The sequence below is a fragment of the Streptomyces sp. NBC_01233 genome, assembly GCF_035989305.1.
Taxonomy (GTDB): domain Bacteria; phylum Actinomycetota; class Actinomycetes; order Streptomycetales; family Streptomycetaceae; genus Streptomyces.
This window is the reverse complement of record NZ_CP108514.1, coordinates 5,496,506-5,519,339: the sequence shown is the minus strand read 5'-3', so window position 1 is coordinate 5,519,339 and position 22,834 is coordinate 5,496,506. Positions and strand designations below refer to the sequence as shown.

The following is a 22,834-nucleotide window of genomic DNA, read 5'->3' as shown; positions in this document are numbered from 1 at the left end:
CACTAAATCGGCAGGTGCCGGATGTATATAGAGGCGGGCGTAACGGCCCGCTACGACCCACGCACTAGGCGGCGTGGATCAGTGCGCGAGCCGAATTACTCGGCACCGCCCTGCTCGGCGAGCTTGACGCGAAGCGCTTCCGCGGTGCGGACGAACTTCGACGGCAGCGCCTGGAAGAGCGAGGCAGCCTGAGACTGCTTGCCCTTGAACGCGCCGGCCAGCTTGCTGAGCAGAACCTCGCGGGACTCGAGGTCCGCAAGCTTCTTGATCTCATCGGCGGTGAGCGCCTTGCCATCAAGGACACCCGCCTTGATGATGAGGTTCGGGTTGTCCTTGGCGAAGTCACGCAGGCTCTTCGCCGACTCCACCGGGTCACCGGTGATGAAGGCGACCGCGGTCGGACCAGCGAAGTGCTCGTCCAGCGCGGTGATCCCGGCCTGGTTGGCCGCAATCTTGGTCAGCGTGTTCTTCACCACGGCGTACTGGGCGTTCTCACCGAGAGAGCGACGCAGCGTCTTGAGCTGCGCGACGGTGAGACCCCGGTACTCGGTCAGCACGGCGGCGTTCGAGCTCTGGAACGCGTCCTTGAGCTCGGCTACCGCGGCAGCCTTGTTGGGCGTCGGCATAGTGCGTCGGCCTCCTTCCGGGTGATGAGGACCGCTCAGAAGGGGCTGAACAAAACGAAACGCCCCGGCGCAAGCGCACGGGGCTGAAGCTCGACCGGATCACTCCGGGAGCTTTTCCACGAACACCTGCGCAGGACGTCCGCGCTCAGCGGATCCTTCGGCCGCCGCACCCTTGCGGGCACGGCAACGACCAGCGGTCTTTGGCTTCTGGGGAAGCGTACGTGAAGGGGTCCAGTCGAGGCAAATCGCCTCCGGCCAGCCGTCTCAGGAGCCGCCGAGACCGCCCAGTCCGGCGTCCCGCAGCGTCTTGTCGGCCTCCTTCAGGTCGTCGTCGGCGTCCTTCAGCTTCTGGTCGGTCTCCGCGAGGGACTCGTCGACGCCCTTCAGGACGTTCTCGAAGGCGATGACCTGGTCGGCCGGCGGCGGCTGGACGGCGGGGACGCTGCCGAAGTCGGAGAACTTCGCCGTCGTCTTCGAGGTGCCCTTGCCGTCCGTGCTCACACTGTCGACGCGGACGGGGTAGCCGTCCTTGCCGATCCACAGGTCGACCTCGAAGGTCTTGACGTGCTTCAGGGCCTCGCGCAGGTACTGACGGTTCTTCTCGTCCATGGCCTTGGTGGACTCGTCCGCCTTGAGCAGGTCCTCGTTGGTGAGGCTGCCCTTGTAGTGCTGCGCGTCGATGCCGTCGGTCTTTTCGGCGCCGACGTGCTTGAGCTTCTCCTGGCCCAGCAGCATCGCGAGGTACTCGGCCGGGTCCTCGTTCAGCCGGATCCCCGGCTTCCCGTCCTTGGCCAGGTTCATCCTCATCCAGGGCTTGCCGTTCACGGGCTTGTCCGTCTGGGTGTAGACGATGTCCCCCATCATGATCGACCGGGACTCGGGCTCCTCGCCCTTCAGGATCACGTCGTGGCCGGCCGGGTACCAGCCCTTCGTGCCGGACTGACCGCTGGTCTTGCCGTCCTGCCCGACCGTGGACAGCTCCGCCTTGGCGAACTTGGCGGCCACCGTCTTCAGGTACGACGCCTTCACCGCCTCCACGGGAGAGTGCGCCTTGGCGTCGCCCCCGCGGCCCCCCTCGGCCTTGCCGCCGCCCGCGTCGGCCTTCGCGCCACCGCAGGCCGTGAGGCCGCCCACGAGCAGTGCGGTACCCGCCACCGCGATACCGGCCCGGGTCCGGACAGCCTTGTGCATCTGGTTCTCCCCCATGATCGTGCGTCGAATTCAAGGCGACCCTACGTTCCCCCTCCGCGGGATCTCGCCTCCATTGCGCCCGTGACGACCCGCCTGTGGCCCGAAACACGGAAACGGGCCCCTCGCCGCCCCGTGAAGGGGGCGAGGGGCCCGTTCAGCCACTCAGTGAGCCGTCAGGCTCAGACAGCAGCCGGGTCTTCCTCGACGAGGAGGTTCCGGGTGCGGTTCGAGTCCAGCTGGATGCCGGGACCCATCGTGGTGCTCAGGGCGGCCTTCTTGATGTAGCGGCCCTTCGCGGCGGACGGCTTCAGACGAAGGATCTCGTCCAGGGCCGCGCCGTAGTTCTCGACCAGCTGCTCATCGGAGAAGGAGACCTTGCCGATGATGAAGTGCAGGTTCGAGTGCTTGTCGACGCGGAACTCGATCTTGCCACCCTTGATCTCGGTGACGGCCTTCGCGACGTCCATCGTGACGGTGCCGGTCTTCGGGTTCGGCATGAGGCCACGGGGACCGAGCACGCGGCCGAGGCGGCCGACCTTGCCCATGAGGTCCGGGGTGGCCACAACGGCGTCGAACTCGTTCAGGCGGTTGCCCTTGGCGATCTCGTTGATCAGCTCGTCGTCGCCGACAATGTCGGCGCCGGCGGCTTCCGCGGCCGCAGCACGGTCACCGGTCGCGAAGACCAGGACCCGGGCGGTCTTGCCGGTGCCGTGCGGGAGGTTCACGGTGCCACGCACCATCTGGTCGGCCTTGCGCGGGTCGACACCCAGGCGGAAGGCGACCTCGACGGTGCTGTCGAACTTGGTCGCGGAGGTCTCCTTGGCGAGACGGACGGCCTCGAGCGGGGCGTACAGCTTCTCCCGGTCGACCTTGGCGTCCGCAGCGCGGAGAGTCTTGCTGCGCTTCACTTCTGCTCCTGTGTTTTGGCTTCAGGCATGGAGTCGTGGTGCGGACCAGCGCTTGGTCCTACCACTGGTGGTGCTGGGGTGGCTGGATCAGCCTTCGACCGTGACGCCCATCGAGCGCGCGGTGCCGGCGATGATCTTCATCGCGGCGTCGACGTCGTTGGCGTTCAGGTCGGGCATCTTCAGCTCGGCGATCTCGCGGACCTGGGCGCCGGTGAGCTTGGCGACCTTGGTCTTGTGCGGCTCGCCGGAGCCCTTCTCGATGCCCGCGGCCTTCAGGATGAGGCGCGCGGCCGGCGGAGTCTTGGTGATGAAGGTGAAGGAGCGGTCGTCGTAGACCGTGATCTCCACCGGCACGACCATGCCACGCTGCGACTCGGTCGCGGCGTTGTAGGCCTTGCAGAACTCCATGATGTTGACGCCGTGCTGACCGAGCGCGGGGCCGACCGGCGGAGCCGGGTTGGCCGCACCGGCCTTGATCTGGAGCTTGATGAGCCCCGTGATCTTCTTCTTCTTGGGAGGCATTGCTCTCTCCGGGTCCTAGTGAGAGTTTTTCGCCGCCAACCGGTCATCCGGATGGAGGCATACCGCACCACGATAACGGGTATCGGTGCGGGGCTAAAAACCGAGCAGGTCAGACCGCCCTTCACGGGGCGATCTGACCTGTCCGGAAGCGTTGTCTCAGAAGATCAGTTCTTCTGGATCTGGTCGAAGCTGAGCTCGACCGGAGTCTCGCGACCGAAGATCTCGACGAGGCCCTTGACCTTCTTCGAGTCCGGGTTGATCTCGTTGATCGTCGCCTGCAGCGTGGCGAACGGGCCGTCGGTGACGGTGACCGAGTCGCCGACCTCGAAGTCCAGGACCTCGATGGTGCGCTTGACGGCGGGCGCCGGCAGACCGGCGGCCTCCGCGGCTGCCTTGTCGGCCTTCTCCTTGGCCTCCGGCGCGAGCATCTTGACGATCTCGTCCAGGGTCAGCGGGTACGGGTCGTACGCGTTGCCGACGAAGCCGGTGACGCCAGGCGTGTTGCGGACGACGCCCCAGGACTCGTTCGTCAGATCCATGCGGACGAGAACGTAACCGGGCAGCTTGTTCTGCCGGACGTTCTTGCGCTCGCCGTTCTTGATCTGGACGATCTCTTCCTCGGGCACCTCGGCCTGGTAGATGAACTCCTCGACGTTCAGCGAGACGGCACGCTGCTCCAGGTTGGCCTTCACGCGCTTCTCGTAGCCGGCGTAGGTGTGGATCACGTACCACTCGCCGGGAAGCAGACGGAGCTCGTCGCGCAGGGCCTGGACGGGGTCGACGGGCTCGGCGGGCTCGACCGGGGCGGCCTCTTCGGCCTCCTCGTCATCGGCCTCGGCCTCAACGTCGATGTCGGCGTCGGCCTCGACGTCCGTCTCGACGTCGTCGGCAGCCTCTTCGAACTCGGCGTCGTCCTCGATCTCGGCGTCGGCCTCGATCTCGTCCTCGACGTGCAGCGCGGCCTCCTCGGCGGCGACACCCGCCTTGGCGTCGGCGTGCTCGGCCTCATCGGGGTCCACAGCGTCTGCCGCCTCGACGATGTCGAGCTCGTCCTCGACGGACTCGACGGAGTCGTGGCTCGCGTTCAGGTTCGGGTCAGACACGGTGGCTGCTTCTTCCTGGATACAAAAGGTGGTGGAACATGCGAAAACGGGCGGCACCCATCAAGGCGCCGCCCTCCGCGGGGATCAGCCGAAGACGAACTTGATGGCTTCCTGGAACCCATAGTCAATCACGGTCACCAGACCGATCATGATGACGACGAAGACAATCACCACGGTGGTGTACGTCGTGAGCTGGTTGCGAGTGGGCCAGACAACCTTGCGGAGTTCCGCGACGATCTGACGGTAGAAAAGCGCGAGTCGGCCCAGAGGGCCCTTCTTGCCGCGCTTGCCGCCCTTGCGGGCCTTCTTCTCGCGCGTCTCGTCCTCGGCGTCAGGCATGTCGATGGAGCCCAGGGCGTCCGTCACGTCTCTCACCTGAATCCGGGTCGTGGCCGTACCGCGCCCGGTTGCGCCGCACGGCGTTGCATCTAAGTACGTACCTGCGCACACACATCCGAGAAGGAGTGTGGAGCAGGGCCGGAGGGACTCGAACCCCCAACCGCTGGTTTTGGAGACCAGTGCTCTACCAATTGAGCTACGACCCTTTGCGTCCCCCAACCTACCGCATCCGAGCGAGTGCACGGAGTGCTCACGCTCTGCAGCGGCTGGCGAGGTCCAACGACAGGTGAGTGTACGTGAACCGGGCCCTGACGTCGAACAGCACCCGGGCTGACATGCTCCGGCGCCGTCCGGAGGATGTCAGCCCCCTCTCCGGTACGCGTCCGGTCCGATGACTGAAACGGTGTGCGGCGCTTCTTTGCCGTCTGGGACGATTGCTCGCATGACCTCTGCAACGCCTTCCTCCGAGCGCCGGGTGTCCGCCCGTATCGGCGCCATCTCCGAGTCCGCCACCCTCGCCGTCGACGCCAAGGCCAAGGCCCTCAAGGCCGCCGGGCGCCCGGTGATCGGCTTCGGCGCGGGCGAGCCCGACTTCCCGACCCCGGACTACATCGTCGAGGCCGCGGTCGAGGCCTGCCGCAACCCCAAGTACCACCGCTACACGCCGGCCGGCGGCCTGCCCGAGCTCAAGGCCGCGATCGCCGCGAAGACCCTGCGCGACTCCGGCTACGAGGTCGACCCGGCGCAGGTCCTGGTGACCAACGGCGGCAAGCAGGCGATCTACAACGCCTTCGCCGCGATCCTGGACCCGGGTGACGAGGTCATCGTCCCGGCTCCGTACTGGACCACCTACCCGGAGTCCATCCGTCTCGCCGGCGGTGTCCCGGTCGAGGTCGTCGCCGACGAGACCACCGGCTACCGCGTCTCCGTCGAGCAGCTGGAGGCCGCGCGCACCGAGCGCACCAAGGTCGTCCTCTTCGTCTCCCCGTCCAACCCGACGGGCGCGGTCTACAGCGAGGCCGATGCCGAGGCGATCGGCCGCTGGGCCGCCGAGAAGGGCCTGTGGGTCCTGACCGACGAGATCTACGAGCACCTCGTCTACGGCGACGCGAAGTTCGTCTCCCTCCCGGCGATCGTCCCCGAGCTGGCCGACAAGTGCATCGTCGTCAACGGCGTCGCCAAGACGTACGCGATGACCGGCTGGCGGGTGGGCTGGATCATCGGCCCCGAGGACGTGGTCAAGGCCGCGACGAACCTCCAGTCGCACGCCACCTCGAACGTCTCCAACGTGGCCCAGGTCGCCGCCCTGGCCGCCGTCTCCGGCAACCTGGACGCCGTCCACGAGATGCGCACCGCGTTCGACCGCCGCCGCCAGACGATCGTGCGGATGCTGAACGAGATCGACGGCGTCGTCTGCCCGACCCCCGAGGGCGCCTTCTACGTGTACCCCTCGGTCAAGGCCCTCCTCGGCAAGGAGCTCCGCGGCAAGCGCCCGCAGACCTCCGTCGAGCTCGCCGCCCTGATCCTGGACGAGGTCGAGGTCGCGGTCGTCCCCGGCGAGGCCTTCGGCACCCCGGGCTACCTGCGCCTGTCCTACGCCCTGGGCGACGAGGACCTGGTGGAGGGCGTCTCCCGCATCCAGAAGCTCCTGGCCGAGGCCAAGGCCTAAAGCGGCCCGCAGCAAGATCTGAGCGGCGCCACCCCCACGAGGGTGGCGCCGCTCAGCCACATCCGGCCCCGCAGGCGTGTGAGGCGCGGGCCCGGGTGGCGCCCGGCAGCCCCGGACGGCCCCGCTCTCGCGTTCGGGCAAGCCCCCAAAAGGTAAAACCCCCTCCCGCCGAGCTCAGCGGTACGGCAGGATCAGCAAATGGAGCACGCACGCGATCTCACGCTTCTGCCGAAAGCCCACCTCCACCTGCACTTCACCGGCTCGATGCGACCATCGACCCTCCTGGAGCTCGCCGACAAGTACGGCGTCCGCCTCCCGGACGCCCTCACCGCCGGCGAGCCCCCGAAGCTCCGCGCCACCGACGAGCGCGGCTGGTTCCGGTTCCAGCGGCTCTACGACGCCGCCCGCTCCTGCCTCCGCGAGCCCGACGACATCCGCCGCCTCGTCCGCGAGGCCGCGGAGGAGGACGTACGGGACGGCAGCGGCTGGCTGGAGATCCAGGTGGATCCCACCTCCTACGCCCCCCTGCTCGGCGGGTTGATCCCGGCCGTCGAGATCATCCTCGACGCCGTCGACGCGGCCTCCCGCGAGACCGGCCTCGGCATGCGGGTCCTCATCGCCGCCAACCGCATGAGGCACCCCCTCGACGCCCGCACCCTGGCCCGCCTCGCCGTCCGCTACGCCGACCGCGGGGTCGTCGGCTTCGGGCTCTCCAACGACGAGCGCCGCGGCATGGCCCGCGACTTCGACCGGGCCTTCGCCATCGCCCGCGAGGGCGGCCTCCTCGCCGCCCCGCACGGCGGCGAGCTCACCGGCCCGTCCTCGGTCCGCGACTGCCTCGACGATCTGCACGCCGCCCGCATCGGGCACGGCGTACGGGCCGCGGAGAACCCCCGGCTGCTGAAGCGCCTCGCCGACCGGCAGATCACGTGCGAGGTCTGCCCCGCCTCCAACGTCGCCCTCGGCGTGTACGAGCGGCCCGAGGACGTCCCGCTGCGCACCCTCTTCGAGGCGGGCGTGCCGATGGCGCTGGGCGCGGACGACCCGCTGCTCTTCGGGTCCCGGCTCGCCGCCCAGTACGAGATCGCCCGCCGCCACCACGGTTTCACGGACCCGGAGCTCGCCGAGCTGGCCCGCCAGTCCGTCCGCGGCTCGGCCGCGCCCGCCGACGTACAGGAGAAGCTGCTGGCCGGGATCGAGCACTGGCTCACCGGGTGAGCCGCAGGTCCCCCTCGTAGCAGTCGGCGCGCACCCGGCGCCCGTCCTGGAAGCCGATCTCCAGGTGGGTGCGGCCCTGCTCGGGCAGCGCGAACTCGGCGACCGAGGCGACGGTCTCGCCGAGGTGGCGCAGGAACGGGTGGTCGCCGAGGTCCTCGCCGACCTCGATGCGGCCCCACTCCCCCATGTCGTAGGGCTCGTGGGGCGCCGCCGACTCGACGATGAGGCACTGGTCGGACCCGGTGGTGATGCGGATCGAGTCGCCGACGCTGTCGATCAGCCAGACGTCGAGGGGCGCCTCGGAGCGTTCGCCCTCGCTGATGTGCCAGGACGCGACGACTCTGCTGAGCGTGCGGCCCACGAGGCGGGTGGGGTCCGTACCGGCCCCGTGCAGGGGACAGAGCATGGGCGGCCGGGGCTCCTCAGATGCTGACGCCGACCGTCACCGGCTCGTTGACCAGGGTGACGCCGAAGGCCGCGTGGACGCCCGCGACGACCTCGCGGGCCAGGGCGAGGAGGTCCTCGGTGGTGGCCTCGCCGCGGTTGGTGAGGGCGAGGGTGTGCTTGGTGGAGATGCGCGCGGGGCCGGTGCCGTAGCCCTTGGTGAAGCCGGCCTTGTCGATCAGCCAGGCCGCGCTGGTCTTCGTACGGCCGTCGCCGGCGGAGTAGGCGGGCGGTGCGGTCTCGGGGCCGAGGCGGTCCTGGGCGCGGGCGAGGAACGCGGCGTACGCCTCGTCGGTCAGGATCGGGTTGTGGAAGAAGGAACCGGCCGACCAGGTGTCGTGGTCGGCGGGGTCGAGGACCATGCCCTTCCCGGCGCGCAGGCGCAGCACGGTCTCGCGGGCGGTGGCGGCCGGGACCCGGTCACCGGCCTCGACGCCGAGGGCGCGGGCGGTCTCGGGGTACTTGATCGGCGCGGAGAGGCCGCCCGCGTCCTCCAGGGCGAAGCGCACGCGCAGGACGACGTACCGCTCGGGCTGGTCCTTGAAGGTGCTGTTGCGGTACCGGAACGCGCACTCGGCGGCGGTCAGCGTGACCGTCTCGCCGCTGGTGCGGTCGTAGGCGACGACCTCGGTGATCGTGTCGCAGACCTCCTGGCCGTACGCGCCGACGTTCTGGATGGGCGTGGCGCCGGCCGAGCCGGGGATTCCGGCGAGGCACTCGATACCGGCGAGGCCGGACTCGACGGTGCGGGCGACGGCGTCGCTCCAGTTCTCGCCGGCGGCGAGCTCCAGGGTGGTGCCGTCGAGGGTGAAGCCGGTGGTCGCGATGCGCAGGGCGGTGCCGTCGAAGCCCCGGTCGCCGATGACCAGGTTGCTGCCGCCGCCGATGATGAGGAGCGGGGTGCCGCTCTCGTCCGCGGCGCGCACGGCGGCGACGACCTCGGCGTCGGTGGTCGCGGTGACCAGGCGGGCGGCGGGACCACCGAGACGGAAGGTGGTCAGCGGGGCGAGGGGGGCATCGTGGAGTTCCTGCACGTGGACAAGAGTACGGTCCGTGCCCCTCGCATCCCGGCGGGGCCACGGACCGTGACTCACGAGGCGGCCTTCTGTTCGGCCAGGCGGCGCTCGGCCTCCTCCCAGCCGATGGGCAGCTCGCAGGCGCGCACGGTCCAGAAGGTGAAGGCCGATTCCTTCATGTGGGCGCTGGCGGCGCGGGAGCTGGAGCGGTGGGGCTCGCTGCCGGCGAACCGGTAGAGCGCGTCCCGGTCCTCCCATGCGGAGAGGGTGAGGAAGGTGCGTCGGAGGACCCGGGCCCGCAGGGCGACCCCGTGGGCGCCGGGGGCCTTGCGGATCTGCAGGACGATGCCGGGAGCCTTGAGGAAGAACCTGACGGCGCCGGCGAGGGTGGCGGTCTCGAAGCGGGAGGCCATGACGTGGACCTCGGCGTCGGGGGCGGCCCGGGTGGGGGTGGACCAGGGGATGTCGGGCATGGCGGCGCTCCTTCACGATGAGTCGTACGGATCTTCGTGCGCGGGCGGTATTGCGGTTCTCCCGGCCGGCCCCCGCGCGGGGGGCGGCCTGCGAGCGGGGTCCGGCCTGCGAGCGGGGTCCGGCCGCCCGGTCAGCCGGCGGCGGGCACCTTCTCCGGTGTTGCGACCGCCTCGACGGCGACGGGGGCGGGGACCGGGGAGGGCTTCGTCCGGCGCGGCAGGAGCAGGGCGAAGGCGGCGGCCAGGGCGACGGCGCCGGCGCCGATCCACAGGGCGGGGATGGTGCCGTCGGTGAAGGTCTGCGGGGATTCGTAGCCGCCCTGGGCGGAGAAGACCGACGCCAGGACGGCGACGCCGAGGGCTCCGCCGACCTCGCGCAGGGCGTTGTTGGTGCCGGAGGCCTTGCCCTGGTCGGCGGGGGCCACGGTGGACATCAGGACGTTGGCGGCGGGGGCGAAGTAGAGGGCCATGCCGATCCCGCTGAGGATCAGCGGCGGCAGCTGGGCGGCGTACGAGACGTCCGTGCTCAGGACCGCCGCGAACCAGCCGAGGCCCAGGGCCTGGAACGCCAGGCCGGCGGCGACGACGGGGCGGCCGCCGATGCGGTCGGAGAGGATCCCGGCCAGCGGCGCGACGATCATCGGCATTCCGGTCCAGGGGAGCATGCGCAGTCCTGCCTCGGTGGGCGAGTACCCGGCGACGCCTTGGAGGAACTGGCTGAGCAGGAAGATCGAGCCGAACATGCCCAGGAACATCAGCAGGCTGGCGATGTTGATCCCGAGGAAGCCGCGGTCCTGGAAGAGCCGCATGGGGAGCATGGGGTTGGCGTTGTTGAAGCCGTGGTGGATGAAGCCGCCGACGAGCGCGGCTCCGACGATCAGGCCGGTGAGGACCGGGGCACTGGTCCAGCCCTCGGAGTTGGCGTTGACCAGGGCGTAGACGATGCCGAAGAGGCCGCCGCTGATGAGCAGGGTGCCGGGGACGTCGAGACGGGCGCCCGGGGCGGTGGACTCGGCGAGCCGCAGACGGGCGAGCGGTATCAGCGCCAGGCCGATCGGGACGTTCAGCCAGAAGATCCACTGCCAGGAGATGTGCTCCGTGAGGCTGCCGCCGATGAGGGGGCCACTGGCGACCGCGAGGCCGGTGACGGCGCCGTAGATGCCGAGGGCCATGCCGCGGCGGGCTGCCGGGACGGCGGCGGTGAGCAGGGTGAGCGTGAGCGGCATCATGATCGCGGCGCCGACGCCCTGCACGGCGCGTGCGGCGATCAGCGCGTCGATGCCGGGCGACAGGGCGGCCGCGGCGGAGGCGCCGGTGAATATCGCGAGGCCGGCGATGAAGAGCCGGCGGCGCCCGAAGCGGTCGCCGAGGGCGGCGCCGAACATCAGGAGGACGGCGAAGGTGAGCGTGTACGCGTTCACCGTCCACTCCAGGTCCTCCAGCCGGCCGCCGAGGTCCTCGCGGATGGCGGGGAGGGCGGTGGTGACCACCAGGTTGTCGAGTGCGGCCATGAAGCTGGCCACGCCGGTGAGGACGAGGGCCCAGACGGCGGGCCCCTGGAGCTTGGTGTCCGTGTCGTGCGTGTTCACGATTCCCCCTCGGGATAGTTAGTTATTGATGACTAACTTTTGTGGACATAAAGGCGCGCACGACAGGGCGCGCCCCGGCGTCACACTTCCAGACGGCCCTTGGCGCGGGCCGACGGGTAGAGACCCTCCCAGACCCGGTGCTCGGGCGGGAACCCCATGGCGGCGAGGGTGTTGATCAGCATTCCGTACGCCATGAAGGTCGTGGTCTCGTTCGGGTCGGCGCCCAGCGCCAGATGGGCGGTGTCCCAGAGCTCCATCCAGCCGGCGCGGACGACCTCGCCGAACTCGTGGTCGCCGGCCGCCTCGGCGGCGGCAACCGTGACGTAGACCTGGAGCTGCATCTGGAGCTTGTCCGGGTCTTCGGCGATCAGCCGGGTGTACGCGTTGGCCATGGCGTGCAGCGCCTCTTCGCCGTGCAGCCCTTCGGAGGCCGCGGCGAAGACGTCCCGCGTGTCCTTCAGGCAGCGCGCGGAGGCGGCCAGGAAGATCGCCTGCTTGTTGGGGAAGAGCCGGAAGAGATACGGCTGCGAAACACCCACCCGCTTGGCGATCGCCTCGGTGGAGGTCCCGTAGTAACCACCGCGAGCGAACTCGTGCATCGCCGCACGAATAACGCTCTCCCGCCGCTCGTCTGCACTCATCCTTGCCATGACCTCAAAGTTAGTGCTCAATCACTAACTTAGTCAAGGGCTCTGGAGCCGCTCTTCGGAAGAGGGAGTCGGGGTTCGCGCGGCGGAGGCTCCGGGCGGCCGCGGCCGGCCAGCGGCCGCCGTCCCACAGAAGCGCGCACCGATCGGTGACGACTTACGCCCGGCCACAGACGGGCCGCAGACGCCAAGACACGCGAACCGCGCGCCCATCAGGGGCAGCGTAGACCCAGCCCCAGACGGCCGGCAGCCGCCAAGACATACGAACCGCGTAGCGATCTGACGCGCCCCCGACCGGGCCGGAGGCCACCGACACGGCCGCCCCCACCTCGATCGCCCGGCCCGTTCTTTCGGGGGTTTCCCGGCTGTCCTCGATTTTCCGTGGCCGGACGGTCGGTCAAGGGTGGCCGCAGGCCATCGCGCAGCGACGCGACCGAAGGGAGCGCCCTTGAGGGACCGTCCCGCCACGGAAGACCATGAGACCGACGGGAAACCCGCCCCAGCAGCAGCCAGCCCCAACGGCAGCCCCGCACAGGCCCCCGCCCCAACGGCGGGTCCCGGCGACGGCACCCCCGCCCACCCGCCTCAGGCCAGTTCGACCACCGCGCGGGCCATGCCCAGGACCTTCTGGCCGGCGCTCATGGCCGTCACGTCGACCCGGACGCGGTTGTCGTCCAGCTTCGCGGCGACCTTGGCGGTGACCTCGATCAGCCCGCCCCGGTCGTCGTTCGGGACCACGACGGGCTTGGTGAAGCGCACGCCGTATTCGACGACCGCACCCGGGTCGCCGGCCCAGTCGGTGACCACACGGATCGCCTCGGCCATCGTGAACATGCCGTGCGCGATCACGTCCGGCAGCCCGACCTCCTTGGCGAACTTCTCGTTCCAGTGGATCGGGTTGAAGTCGCCCGAGGCACCGGCGTACTGGACGAGCGTGGCGCGCGTCACGGGGAAGGACGCCGCCGGCAGCTCGGTGCCGACCTCGACGTCGGCGTACTGGATCTGTGCTGCCATGTCAGGCCTCCTCGGGGGCGCGGGAGACGAGCTTCGTCCACGCCGTCACCACGTGCTCGCCGGTCTCGTCGTGGACCTCGCCTCGGATGTCGATGATGTCGTTGCCCGCCATCGACTTCACGGCCTCGATGGTGGAGGTCACCGACAACCGGTCCCCCGCGCGCACCGGGCGGGAGTAGGCGAACTTCTGGTCGCCGTGCACGACGCGGCTGTAGTCCAGACCCAACTGCGGGTCCTCGATGACCTGGCCGGCCGCCTTGAAAGTGATCGCGAACACAAAAGTCGGGGGCGCGATCACATCGGAGTGGCCGTACGACTTGGCGGCTTCGGGGTCGGTGTAGACGGGATTGGCGTCACCCACCGCAACCGCGAATTCGCGGATCTTCTCCCGGCCGACCTCGTACGGATCGGTGGGCGGGTAGCTCCGCCCCACGAAGGACTGGTCGAGAGCCATGCTCACTACCTCCTGATGAAGGGACACGAAAGACACAAAGACACAAAGAACAAGAAGCAAGAAGCAAGAAGAAGCAAGAAGACGGAAGGCAGAAGACAAAGACGGGCACGGAAACGACACAAGGTCGCCCCCAATGAAGGGGACGACCTCATGACGGTGCCTGTATACGAGACTTCGCTGGGGTCAGCGGGTCTCGCGGTGCGCGGTGTGCGAGTTGCAACGCGGGCAGTGCTTCTTCATCTCAAGACGGTCCGGGTCGTTACGCCGGTTCTTCTTGGTGATGTAGTTCCGCTCCTTGCACTCCACGCAGGCCAGCGTGATCTTCGGGCGGACGTCGGTGGCAGCCACGTGAGTGCTCCTTGACGGAAATTGGGACGGATGAACGCATACAAGAGTAGCCGACCGGGAGACCGACCCCGCAATCGGCTACTGTGTGTAGCGGCGACCGGACTTGAACCGGTGACACAGCGATTATGAGCCGCTTGCTCTACCGACTGAGCTACGCCGCTTTGATGTGATCAGCTCCCCACCCGAGGGCGGGGAACCTCTCTCACCAGAGCCCCAATGCGGAATCGAACCGCAGACCTTCTCCTTACCATGGAGACGCTCTACCGACTGAGCTATTGGGGCGAGCGATGAAGACATTACACGGTTGCCCGCCGATCGCCCAAATCCTTTGCGGGGACCGGGCTCCGAGGGGGTTCCGAAGCCCTTCCCGATCAACCCGCCCGTCACTTCCACCCCACTTCCCGGCCGAAATGTGTGCGGGCTCACACGTGTGCGGGCGCCGGTCGGAGCCGGCCCGGCCGACGGGGCGCACGCGCGGGCGCCGCGGCGTACGGGCACCACACCGGTACGACTATTGCGCTCTTCCGTGAAGCGGGGTGCGCCGCGCCCTAGGCTCTGAGCACGCTGCGTGATCTTGGGCCGTGAGCCGCGGCCAGGGCCCAGGAACCGCCCGAGCCACCGCAGGAGCGCGATGTCCGACAGCCAGCCGCAGCAGCCGTTCCATTCGCCCCGTAGTGGCAACGGCAACGCGGCCGCAGCCGAGGCCACCACCCTGCTGCTCGCCGGGGCCCGCCTCACCGACGGCCGGACCGTCGACGTCCGCCTCAGCGGCGGCCGGATCCAGGCCGTCGGCACCGCCGGCAGCCTCCCCTCCCCCGCGCTCTCCCGGGTCGACCTGGGCGGCTACCTGCTGCTCCCCGCTCCCGCCGAGCCGCACGCCCACGGGGACACCGCGCTGACCGCCGACGGCGAAGGGCCCGTCTCCTACACCCCCGACGAGGTCCAGCGCCGGGCCACCGAGGCGGCCCTGCTCCAGCTCGGCCACGGCGCCACCGCCGTGCGCTCCCACGTGCGGATCGGCGATGTGCACGGACTCGGCCCCATGGAGGCCGTGCTCCAGGCCCGGCGCTCACTGCGCGGGCTCACCGACCTCACCACCGTGGCCGTCCCCCGGCTGCTGACCGGGGTGGCCGGCGCGGACGGGCTCGCCATGCTCCGGGACGCCGTCAAGATGGGCGCCTCCGTGATCGGCGGCTGCCCGGACCTGGACCCGGACCCGACGGGCTTCCTCGAAGCCGTCCTGGAACTCGCCGCCGAGCACGGCTGCCCCGTGGATCTGCACACGGACGGTGACGATCCCGGCCGCCTCTCCCGGCTCGCCGCGATGGCCGGCGGGCTGCGCCCCGGAGTGAGTATCGGCCCCTGCGGCGGTCTGTCCCGGCTTCCCCTGGACGCGGCGGCCCGCGCCGCCGACCAGCTGGCGGCGGCCGGCGTACGGGTGACCTGCCTGCCCCAGGGCGACTGCGCGGCCCTGGAGCGCCGCGGCCTGCGCACCGCGCCCGTACGCCTGCTGCGGGCCGCCGGCGTACGGGTCGCGGCCGGCAGCGGGGCACTGCGGGACGCCGGGAACCCGGTCGGCCGCGGCGACCCGCTGGAGGCCGCGTACCTGCTGGCCTCCCAGGGCGGGCTCCGGGCCGGCGAGGCCTACGACTCGGTCAGCGCCTGCGCCCGCGAGGCCTTGGGCCTGCCGCAGGTGCGGGTGGAGGCCGGTTTCCCGGCGGAGCTGCTCGCCGTACGCGGGGACCGGATCGCGGGTGTGCTGTCCCTCGCGTACAGCCGGATCGTGATCCACCGCGGGCGAGTGGTAGCCCGTACGAGTGCCGTACGGGAGTACTGCGACTCTGCGGTCGCGGTGGCGCTCGACCTGCCCCGGCAGGGCCGTACGGAGCCCGGTCCCTGAAGTTCGCCGTGCGTTCGCGGGCGTGGGCGCCCGGCTCGTCGTACGGTCGGGGCATGCGCATCGTCATCGCGGGTGGACACGGTCAGATCGCGCTGCGGCTTGAGCGCCTGCTCGCCGCGCGCGGGTACGAGGTCGCGGGCATCATCCGCGATCCGGCACAGGGCGACGACCTCAGGGAGGCGGGCGCCGAGCCGGTGCTCTGCGATCTGGAGTCGGCCTCGGTGGAACACGTGGCCGGGATCCTGCAGGGTGCGGACGTGGCGGTGTTCGCAGCGGGCGCGGGCCCCGGCAGCGGCATCAGACGGAAGGACACCGTGGACCGGGGCGCGGCGGTGCTGTTCTCCGATGCGGCCGAACGGGCCCGTGTGCGGCGCTTCCTGATGGTCTCTTCGATGGGCGCGGACGCGCACCACGGGGGTGACGAGGTCTTCGACGCCTATCTGCGCGCCAAGGGTGAGGCCGACGACCACGTACGCACCCGGCTGGGCCTGGAGTGGACGGTCGTGCGCCCCGGCTCGCTGATCGACGACGCCGGGACGGGTCTGGTCCGTCTGGAGGCGCAGGCGGGCCGTGGGGCCGTTCCGCGCGACGACGTGGCGGCGGTGCTGGCCGAGCTGGTCGAGACCCCGGCGACGGCGGGCCTGACGCTGGAGCTGATCTCCGGTTCGACCCCGGTCCAAGTGGCCGTCAAGGACGTGGCGGGCAACTGACGGCCGGCCCGACGACCACCCGGGCGGTGGTTCGGACGCGTTCGGAGAGTGGTTCGGGCGGTGGTTCGGACGGTGTCTCAGAACCCGGCACTGACCTTGTCGTCGGACCGCCCGACCGAATCCTGCTGGTACCGGTCCTCGTAGGCCTGCCGGATCCGCTCGATGCGCGTGCTGCGCTCGTCGGCCTCCTTCTCGGGGTACAGCAGGACCACCTCGTACGAGGTCTCGCGGACGGTCTTGCCGTCCTCGCCCCGCCACTGGCCGTACCCGTCGTGGAGGGTCAGCCCCTCGGGGAAGGCGGGGGTGATCTCCGCGTCCAGGAACCGCATGAACTCCCGCTCCTCGACGGGGCCTCGGCCGTCGGGGCGTTCGGTGCCGAAGTACAGCCGGGTCTCCTGGTACGGCTCCCCCACGTCCGTGTGCAGCGCCGCTCCCATCAGAGCCGGAATCCCGGCGCCGAGCAGGGCGACGAGCACCCCGCCGCCGGCCTTCCCCCGTGTGTCAGATGTCCACTTCACTCCCGGTGAACGAACAGGAGCCCGCGACGATGCGGCCGATGGGCCGACGGTGGGCTCCGGGCCGGACGGGCGACCGTTCGACCGGCCCGGCATGCCGCAGCCGCGGTGCCGCCGCCCCGTGCTCTTCCGCGCCCCGGCGCGGCGGCGAGAAGCCCGCCCGGCCCTGGTCTTCGGGCGCGGGACGGGCTTCTGGCCGTTGGTGCGACGAGCGGGTGGGGTTACCAGTAGATGACCGCGTACCCGTCTCCGCCGTCCTTGCCGCGGGAGCCGGAGTGGCCGATGGCCCGGGGCGCGCCGCCGCCTCGGCCTCCGTCGCCACCCACTGCGGCACCTGCCGGGAGCTCGACGATGCCGTCGGCGGTGCCACCGCCGGTGCCGTCGGCGCCGCCCGGGTCGCCGGACACGTTGACGCCGCCCGCGGAGCACCATCCGCTGCCGCCCTGGCCCGGCGTGCCGGCGTCGCCGGGACCGCGGTCCGCGGCGCCGCCGCCACCGCCACCGGTGCCGCCCGTGGCGGTGAGGAGCGCGGTGGCGGTGGAGGCCACGGTCAGGGACGTGGTGGTTCCCGCGCCGCCGTCGGTGCCGTTCACGCCCGGTGCGCCGCCCAGGCCGTTGGCGCCGCCGGTGCCGACGTCCACCCCGTAGTTCGTTCCGGGAGTGACCGGGATGACGCACCAGGTGAAGCCGCCGCCACCGCCACCGCCACCGGTGCCGCCGGTGTTGTTGCGCGGGGCTTCGGCGGCGGCGCCGGCTCCGTCCGCGGTCGGGTTGCCGCCGCCGGGGTTACCGCCCCCGGGGTTGCCGCCGTTCCCGTTCCCGTTCCCGTTGTTACGGGCTGAGCCGCCGCCACCGCCACCGCCACCGCCGGCACCCCACGCCTGGACGAACACCGAAGTGACGCCCGGCGGGGCCGTGAACGTGTTGTCCGAGGTGAACTGCTGCAGACCGTGGAGCACCTCGGGGAGCTTCTTGAGGTCTTCATGGCCGTGCTTCTTGGTCTCGGCCACCTTGGCGTTGTGCTGGTCCGACGGCTTGGGATCGTCCGCGGACGCGGTCGGTGCCACCGCGATCAGCTGGCCGGTCAAGGCCGCCGCTGCGGCGATGGAGGCGAGCAGAACCCGGGAACGCCCCCGGGGCCGTTGAATCGTCGCCGACTGATGCTTCAGGTTCATGGCTTCCTTACCCGCCGACGCCGAGGGCTGCCGCGGGAGTGCGATGGGAGGGTGCGTGGACCATGGGATGCCCTGTGGCCCTGTGAGTTCTTCACGCGCCGCCCATCCGACCTGCTGCCGACGCGGCGGTGGCGCTGGCAGGGCCGAGGCTGTGACCCAGGCAGGTGAGTAGTTCATCTGACCGGAGCAATTCGAGGGTGGGAATCGTTTCCACCGCACCCGGGGCCGACAGAGATGACATGTGGGCCTTGGTGTGCAGGGCCGGGGGACGAACGGGCGACCGCCATTCGAATGCAATCTCAGAGCGTCCGAACCAGGATGCGGGAGATGGCCCGCCGCGAGCGATACCACTCGTACGTCTTGCCGGGCTCCACGATCAGGTTCCTCCTCCTCTCCACGTGCAGGGAGAGGAGGAGGAGGGCTGCCCGGCTTGTAACCGAGAGGAAGGGCATCGATGAAGAATCGTCTCGTACTCGCTGGATGTGCCGTGGCGGCAAGCGTGGGCATGTGCATGGCGGCCTCGCCGGCCATGGCGCAGGCGCCGAACAAGGTGAACATCGCCTGTGGCGATGTCGCCGCGCTCATCACCGCCGTCGAGGAGGCGAATACGAATGCCGCGGGCGGCACGATCAATCTGGCCAAGGACTGTGCATACCGCTTCGTGGACGACTACGGCAGCGATTCCGGCAATGCCCTGCCGGCCATCACCGGGAACGTCGCGATCGTCGGCCACAACTCGACCCTGATCCGCTCGGTGAGCGGCGGCAGCCCGCTCTTCCGCCTCCTCTCGGTCGAAGAGAACGGCACCCTCACCCTCAAGGGCCTCACCGTGACCGGTGGCCGCACCGACGAGAACGGCGCCGGCATCGCCAACGCGGGCACCCTGCGCCTGGAGGACAGCAAGGTCGCCGGCAACCAGACCGGCGGGAACGGCGGCGGCATCTCCAACGAGGGCGGCGACGTCACCCTCGTCGACACCGAGATCCTGACCAACGTGGCCACGTCGCCCACGGACGACCCCGGGGACGGCGGCGGCCTCAGCAACAGCGCGACCGGCACCCTCACGCTCCGCAAGAGCACCGTCGCCGGCAACACGGCGGACGAGAACGGCGGCGGCATTCAGAACGAGGGCACGCTGACCGTCGAGCACGGCCTCATCACGAACAACGAGGCCCGCGACGGCAACGGCGGTGCCATCAACAACCTGGGCACCGCGAACATCAAGCACAGCAAGCTCATCGAGAACTGGGCCGGTCTCAACGGTGGGGCCGTCAACAACGTCGCGGGCGGGACCCTGGAGATCCAGCAGTCCGCCCTCGCCAACAACAAGGCGGGCAACGACGGCGGCGCCGTCAACAACGCCGGCACCGCGACGCTGAAGAAGGCCAAGGTCGAGTCGAACTCGGCCGGGCACGACGGCGGCGGCATCAACAACGCGGAGGAGGAGGGCGGCGACGCCACGCAGCTGACCCTGGAGCACACGACGGTCGCGGAGAACCGCGCCGCCAACGTCGGCGGCGGCATCAACAACCAGGCCGGCGCGGTCGTGACCCTCAAGGAGAGCAAGATCATCAAGAACCTGCCCGCGAACTGCGCCGGCACGGTCCCCGACTGCTCCTGAGGCCCCCACCACGACGCTGAAGCCGGCGCGGCCGTAGCCCCGTGGTCCAGGCGTTAACGAGGAAGCCCCTCTGGTCTGCGTTTCCGCAGATCAGAGGGGCTTCTTTCGCGTGGCGGCGCCAGGGTTCGAACCTGGGTAGGCTGAGCCGGCAGATTTACAGTCTGCTCCCTTTGGCCACTCGGGCACACCGCCAAGATTTGCTGCCATTTTTTCCGCCTTGCGGCGGCGCTCCCTGGCAACGACGTAAACGATACCTGATGACCAGGGGTGCTTCACCACCGGATTGATCAGCGTCGTGGGTGGGCGCGGTGGCTAGGCTTTGCGGAGCGGGCCGGGGATGTCCGGCCGCGCCCTCCGGGGCGATCACAACCGACTTCAAGGAGCCACAGCACATGGCCGACTCCAGTTTCGACATCGTCTCGAAGGTCGAGCGGCAGGAGGTCGACAACGCCCTCAACCAGGCCGCCAAGGAGCTCTCGCAGCGCTACGACTTCAAGGGCACCGGCGCCACGATCGCCTGGTCCGGCGAGAAGATCCTGATGGAGGCGAACTCCGAGGAGCGCGTGAAGGCCGTCCTCGACGTCTTCGAGACCAAGCTGGTCAAGCGCGGGATCTCGCTCAAGGCGCTGGATGCCGGTGAGCCCCAGCTGTCCGGCAAGGAGTACAAGATCTTCGCCACGATCGAGGAAGGCATCTCCCAGGAGAACGCCAAGAAGGTCGCGAAGATCATCCGGGACGAGGGTCCCAAGGGCGTCAAGGCCCAGGTCCAGGGCGAGGAGCTGCGCGTCAGCTCCAAGAGCCGTGACGACCTGCAGGAGGTCCAGGCGCTGCTCAAGGGCAAGGACCTGGACTTCGCGATCCAGTTCGTGAACTACCGCTGACACAGGTCCGAGACCTGCCACCACGCCGGCCCGGCGGTCTTCACCGACCGCCGGGCCGCGGCGTGTGCGGGGGTGCGGGGGTGTGTGCGGGGCGTGTGCGGCGCACGCGCCACCGTGGACTCCTGTGGGCACTTGGGCCGCGGTGAGTGCGCCCACCAGGCTGAGGGCATCGCATCACCGCGCGGCAGGGGGTTCTCGCATGTCTGGGGCCGGCACGTTTCGGGATGACTTCGGGGCGTCCGTCGTCGTCGCGCTGGTCGCGTTGCCGCTGTGTGTGGGGGTGGCGGTCGCCTCCGGCGTGCCGGCCGAGCTGGGGATCGCCACCGGGGTGGTCGGCGGGCTGGTCACCGGATGGTTCCGCGGGAGCTCGCTGCAGGTGAGCGGGCCCGCGGCCGGGCTCACCGTGCTCGTCTACGAGGCGGTGCAGACGTACGGCCTGCCCGCGCTCGGGGTGCTGGTGCTGGCCGCGGGGGTACTGCAACTGGGTATGGGGGTGCTGCGGCTCGGGCGGTGGTTCCGGGCGATCTCGGTGGCCGTCGTCCACGGGATGCTGGCCGGGATCGGGCTGGTCCTGATCTCCGGGCAGTTGTACGCGCTGGGCAGCGTGGAGGCTCCGGGGCAGACCCTGGCGAAGCTGGGCCGTGTGCACGAGCTCGGGGCGCAGGCCGACTGGGTCGCCGTGCTGCTCGGGGTGGGGACGATCGCCGCCATGGTCGCCTGGCGCCGGGTGCCCGCCCGGCTGCGGCTCGTGCCCGGGGCGCTCGTCGGGGTGGCCGCCGCCACCGCCGCGGCCGCCCTGCTGCGACTGCCCGTCGAGAAGGTGAGGGTGACGGGCGTGCTGGCGGCCGTGTCCCCGCCCGGCTGGGGCGATTTCGAAGTGCTGGCCTCCGTCGGGGCGGCCGGGACCGTGGTCGCTCTGGCGCTGATCGCTTCCGCCGAGACGCTGTTCAGCGCCGCAGCCGTGGACCGCATGCACGACGGGCCGAGGACGGAGTACGACCGGGAGCTCATCGCCCAGGGCGTCGGCAACAGCGTGTGCGGGCTGCTCGGGGCGCTGCCGATGACCGCCGTGATCGTGCGCAGCGCCGCCAATGTGGAGGCCGGCGCGCGCACGCGGGCGGCTCGGGTGATGCACGGCGGCTGGCTGCTGCTGTTCGCGGTGGCGTTCCCCCAGGTGCTGGAGATCGTGCCGCTCGCCGCGCTGGCCGGGGTGCTGCTGCACGCGGGCTGGAAACTGCTGCCGGCCAAGGCGGTGGCCGCGCTGTGGCGGACGCACCGGGGCGAGGCGGTGGTGCTGCTGGCCACGGCCTCCGCGATCGTGGTCACCAACCTCTTCGAGGGGGTGCTGGTGGGGCTGGGGCTCGCCGTCGCCAAGGCGGCCTGGGAGACCTCCCACGTGCACATCGAGGAGGTGTGGGAGGAGGAGGGGCTGTCCGTGCGGATCGTGGGGAACGCCAGTTTCCTGCGGCTGCCCAAACTGCTCGACGCGCTGGACGCTTTGCCGCACGGGCAGCCGGTACGGCTCGACCTCAGCGGGCTGCGCCACCTCGACCACGCCTGCCTGACCGCCCTCGAGGGCTGGGAGCGGATGCGGACGCCGCTCCCCGGCCGGGAGGGCGTCATCTAGCCGGGCTACCCTCCGCCCGCGGAACATCAGCTGAAGCGCACCCCGGGTGTCTCCGACGCCGTCGTCGTCGGGCTCGGCGCGATGGTCGGCGGGGCGCGATCGGTTCTCCTCCTTCGGAGTGCTCGCCTACTACGCGATCGCGAACGCCTCCGTGTGGACTCTCGATTCAGGTGTCAAGGGGCGGACCGTGGCAGCGGTCGGGCTGTCCGGCTGTGTGGTGCTGGCCTGCGCGCTGCCCCTCGCGTCGGCGGTCGCGGGGGCGGTGGTGCCGGCACTCGGCGCGTTGGCCTACGGGGTGCGGAGCCGGCTCAGATCCGGGATCTGAATTCCGCCCAGGGCGCCAGCTCCAGGTCTCGCTCCTCCCCCAGCTCTGACTCCTCGCAGAACCAGGCGGTGCCGTCGAGCCAGCCGCGCAGCCAGCCGGCCAGGCTCGGGGTGTCGATGGACCAGGCGAGGTCCGGCTCCCCGAGGCTCGGGTCGAACAGCAGCACTTGGGCGGTCTCGGAGCGGCAGTCCACGCAGGCGTACATGCTGCATCCGAAGTCGGCTATCGGCAGCACGCTCTCGGGCCAGCGCCATCCGGATGCACGGTGCGCCTCGTAGCTCTGGACGGTCTGGCGCAGGGACAGCAGCCCGCATTCGGGTCCGAATCCGCCGTCGCCGATGCGGGTGTAGAGCGCGGTGAGCAGCGGGGGCAGGGCGAAGCCGAGTATGCCCTCGGCCCGGGCGATCTCCCGGCTCCCCAGCGGCGCGGGCAGCGGCCCTCCGTGCCCGCGCGCGGACTTGCGCACGCGGTCTGCGACTTGCTCCAGCAACTGCTCGGTCTCGTTCATGCGTTCATGGT

25 protein-coding genes, 4 tRNA genes and 1 pseudogene are annotated in these 22,834 nt (G+C 70.3%); 8 read left to right on the top strand and 22 right to left on the bottom strand.

The window, feature by feature from the left end:
• Window positions 1-95: 95 nt before the first annotated feature.
• The 7 genes from rplJ to OG332_RS26320 all read right to left on the bottom strand — a co-directional run bounded on the left by rplJ (window position 96) and on the right by OG332_RS26320 (window position 4,895).
• The gene (gene rplJ / locus OG332_RS26350) at window positions 96-626 is read right to left on the bottom strand and encodes a 50S ribosomal protein L10 (RefSeq protein ID WP_008739730.1); all 531 of its coding nucleotides are present in this window, start codon (window positions 624-626) and stop codon (window positions 96-98) included.
• A 264-nt stretch (window positions 627-890) separates the two neighbouring features.
• Complete coding sequence (locus tag OG332_RS26345; RefSeq protein WP_327415793.1) at window positions 891-1,817, bottom strand: hypothetical protein; 927 nt, start codon at window positions 1,815-1,817, stop codon at window positions 891-893.
• A 179-nt stretch (window positions 1,818-1,996) separates the two neighbouring features.
• Entirely contained in the window at window positions 1,997-2,725 is a 729-nt protein-coding gene (gene rplA / locus OG332_RS26340) for a 50S ribosomal protein L1 (RefSeq protein WP_030710300.1), read from the bottom strand.
• Window positions 2,726-2,812: 87 nt separating this feature from the next.
• The gene (rplK, locus tag OG332_RS26335; RefSeq protein WP_266934889.1) at window positions 2,813-3,247 is read right to left on the bottom strand and encodes a 50S ribosomal protein L11; all 435 of its coding nucleotides are present in this window, start codon (window positions 3,245-3,247) and stop codon (window positions 2,813-2,815) included.
• 164 nt (window positions 3,248-3,411) lie between these two features.
• The gene (gene nusG / locus OG332_RS26330; protein ID WP_327415792.1) at window positions 3,412-4,350 is read right to left on the bottom strand and encodes a transcription termination/antitermination protein NusG; all 939 of its coding nucleotides are present in this window, start codon (window positions 4,348-4,350) and stop codon (window positions 3,412-3,414) included.
• 84 nt (window positions 4,351-4,434) lie between these two features.
• Window positions 4,435-4,716 carry a preprotein translocase subunit SecE gene (secE, locus tag OG332_RS26325; RefSeq protein ID WP_030825982.1) on the bottom strand — a complete coding sequence of 94 codons (282 nt, stop codon included), beginning with the start codon at window positions 4,714-4,716 and terminating at the stop codon, window positions 4,435-4,437.
• A 106-nt stretch (window positions 4,717-4,822) separates the two neighbouring features.
• Window positions 4,823-4,895 (bottom strand) — tRNA-Trp (locus OG332_RS26320).
• A gap of 236 nt (window positions 4,896-5,131) precedes the next feature.
• Here OG332_RS26320 and OG332_RS26315 point away from each other — a divergent pair.
• Together OG332_RS26315 and OG332_RS26310 are read left to right on the top strand one after the other, a co-directional pair.
• Window positions 5,132-6,358, top strand: a complete 1,227-nt coding sequence (locus tag OG332_RS26315) for a pyridoxal phosphate-dependent aminotransferase (RefSeq protein ID WP_327415791.1) — start codon at window positions 5,132-5,134, stop codon at window positions 6,356-6,358.
• A 198-nt stretch (window positions 6,359-6,556) separates the two neighbouring features.
• Window positions 6,557-7,576 (top strand): adenosine deaminase, encoded by a 1,020-nt coding sequence (locus OG332_RS26310; protein ID WP_327415790.1) that lies wholly within the window; start codon window positions 6,557-6,559, stop codon window positions 7,574-7,576.
• On the opposite strand, the gene OG332_RS26305 is transcribed toward OG332_RS26310, so the two are convergent.
• The 10 genes from OG332_RS26305 to OG332_RS26260 all read right to left on the bottom strand — a co-directional run bounded on the left by OG332_RS26305 (window position 7,566) and on the right by OG332_RS26260 (window position 13,843).
• Window positions 7,566-7,982 carry a hypothetical protein gene (locus OG332_RS26305; RefSeq protein ID WP_319726599.1) on the bottom strand — a complete coding sequence of 139 codons (417 nt, stop codon included), beginning with the start codon at window positions 7,980-7,982 and terminating at the stop codon, window positions 7,566-7,568. The two genes, OG332_RS26310 and OG332_RS26305, sit on opposite strands and share 11 nt — an antisense overlap.
• Before the next feature lie 16 nt (window positions 7,983-7,998).
• A complete protein-coding gene (locus OG332_RS26300; RefSeq protein ID WP_327415789.1) occupies window positions 7,999-9,114 on the bottom strand; it encodes a UDP-N-acetylmuramate dehydrogenase in 1,116 nt (371 codons plus the stop codon).
• Window positions 9,111-9,509 (bottom strand): DUF3291 domain-containing protein, encoded by a 399-nt coding sequence (locus tag OG332_RS26295; protein WP_327415788.1) that lies wholly within the window; start codon window positions 9,507-9,509, stop codon window positions 9,111-9,113. Before OG332_RS26295 ends, OG332_RS26300 begins: the two co-directional genes overlap by 4 nt.
• A gap of 131 nt (window positions 9,510-9,640) precedes the next feature.
• Window positions 9,641-11,098, bottom strand: a complete 1,458-nt coding sequence (locus OG332_RS26290) for an MFS transporter (protein ID WP_327415787.1) — start codon at window positions 11,096-11,098, stop codon at window positions 9,641-9,643.
• Window positions 11,099-11,178: 80 nt separating this feature from the next.
• Complete coding sequence (locus OG332_RS26285; protein ID WP_327415786.1) at window positions 11,179-11,748, bottom strand: TetR/AcrR family transcriptional regulator; 570 nt, start codon at window positions 11,746-11,748, stop codon at window positions 11,179-11,181.
• Between the two features lie 582 nt (window positions 11,749-12,330).
• Entirely contained in the window at window positions 12,331-12,759 is a 429-nt protein-coding gene (locus OG332_RS26280; RefSeq protein ID WP_327415785.1) for a MaoC family dehydratase, read from the bottom strand.
• 1 nt (window position 12,760) lies between these two features.
• Window positions 12,761-13,213, bottom strand: coding sequence for a MaoC family dehydratase N-terminal domain-containing protein (locus tag OG332_RS26275; protein WP_327415784.1), 453 nt, complete (start codon window positions 13,211-13,213; stop codon window positions 12,761-12,763).
• 183 nt (window positions 13,214-13,396) lie between these two features.
• Window positions 13,397-13,561: a 50S ribosomal protein L33 gene (gene rpmG, locus OG332_RS26270; protein ID WP_006604855.1), complete on the bottom strand. Its 165-nt coding sequence runs from the start codon at window positions 13,559-13,561 to the stop codon at window positions 13,397-13,399.
• A gap of 88 nt (window positions 13,562-13,649) precedes the next feature.
• Window positions 13,650-13,722, bottom strand: a tRNA-Met gene (locus tag OG332_RS26265).
• A gap of 48 nt (window positions 13,723-13,770) precedes the next feature.
• Window positions 13,771-13,843 (bottom strand) — tRNA-Thr (locus tag OG332_RS26260).
• A 349-nt stretch (window positions 13,844-14,192) separates the two neighbouring features.
• On the opposite strand from OG332_RS26260, the gene OG332_RS26255 reads away from it, so the two are divergent.
• Window positions 14,193-15,461 (top strand): amidohydrolase family protein, encoded by a 1,269-nt coding sequence (locus OG332_RS26255; RefSeq protein ID WP_327415783.1) that lies wholly within the window; start codon window positions 14,193-14,195, stop codon window positions 15,459-15,461.
• Window positions 15,462-15,514: 53 nt separating this feature from the next.
• Window positions 15,515-16,171 (top strand): SDR family oxidoreductase, encoded by a 657-nt coding sequence (locus tag OG332_RS26250; protein ID WP_327415782.1) that lies wholly within the window; start codon window positions 15,515-15,517, stop codon window positions 16,169-16,171.
• A 77-nt stretch (window positions 16,172-16,248) separates the two neighbouring features.
• Here OG332_RS26250 and OG332_RS26245 read toward each other — a convergent pair whose 3' ends face one another.
• The 3 genes from OG332_RS26245 to OG332_RS26235 all read right to left on the bottom strand — a co-directional run bounded on the left by OG332_RS26245 (window position 16,249) and on the right by OG332_RS26235 (window position 18,313).
• Complete coding sequence (locus tag OG332_RS26245; RefSeq protein ID WP_327415781.1) at window positions 16,249-16,689, bottom strand: DUF3574 domain-containing protein; 441 nt, start codon at window positions 16,687-16,689, stop codon at window positions 16,249-16,251.
• 218 nt (window positions 16,690-16,907) lie between these two features.
• Complete coding sequence (locus OG332_RS26240; protein WP_327415780.1) at window positions 16,908-17,861, bottom strand: hypothetical protein; 954 nt, start codon at window positions 17,859-17,861, stop codon at window positions 16,908-16,910.
• 299 nt (window positions 17,862-18,160) lie between these two features.
• Complete coding sequence (locus OG332_RS26235; protein ID WP_327415779.1) at window positions 18,161-18,313, bottom strand: hypothetical protein; 153 nt, start codon at window positions 18,311-18,313, stop codon at window positions 18,161-18,163.
• Between the two features lie 35 nt (window positions 18,314-18,348).
• Here OG332_RS26235 and OG332_RS26230 point away from each other — a divergent pair, with 35 nt between their 5' ends.
• Window positions 18,349-19,482 carry a hypothetical protein gene (locus tag OG332_RS26230; protein ID WP_327415778.1) on the top strand — a complete coding sequence of 378 codons (1,134 nt, stop codon included), beginning with the start codon at window positions 18,349-18,351 and terminating at the stop codon, window positions 19,480-19,482.
• 110 nt (window positions 19,483-19,592) lie between these two features.
• Here OG332_RS26230 and OG332_RS26225 read toward each other — a convergent pair.
• A tRNA-Tyr gene (locus OG332_RS26225) sits at window positions 19,593-19,674 on the bottom strand.
• Window positions 19,675-19,874: 200 nt separating this feature from the next.
• Between OG332_RS26225 and OG332_RS26220 the strand changes: the two genes are divergently transcribed.
• The 3 genes and pseudogenes from OG332_RS26220 to OG332_RS26210 all read left to right on the top strand — a co-directional run.
• Window positions 19,875-20,363 (top strand): YajQ family cyclic di-GMP-binding protein, encoded by a 489-nt coding sequence (locus OG332_RS26220; protein ID WP_030009008.1) that lies wholly within the window; start codon window positions 19,875-19,877, stop codon window positions 20,361-20,363.
• 199 nt (window positions 20,364-20,562) lie between these two features.
• On the top strand, window positions 20,563-21,990 hold the full coding sequence (locus tag OG332_RS26215; protein WP_327415777.1) for a SulP family inorganic anion transporter: 1,428 nt from the start codon (window positions 20,563-20,565) through the stop codon (window positions 21,988-21,990).
• A 103-nt stretch (window positions 21,991-22,093) separates the two neighbouring features.
• Window positions 22,094-22,315, top strand: a pseudogene (locus OG332_RS26210) (amino acid permease); the annotation flags it as partial.
• Here the strand turns inward: OG332_RS26210 and OG332_RS26205 are convergent.
• Window positions 22,299-22,823, bottom strand: a complete 525-nt coding sequence (locus OG332_RS26205) for an SMI1/KNR4 family protein (RefSeq protein ID WP_327415776.1) — start codon at window positions 22,821-22,823, stop codon at window positions 22,299-22,301. The pseudogene OG332_RS26210 and the gene OG332_RS26205 overlap by 17 nt on opposite strands.
• Window positions 22,824-22,834: the final 11 nt, after the last annotated feature.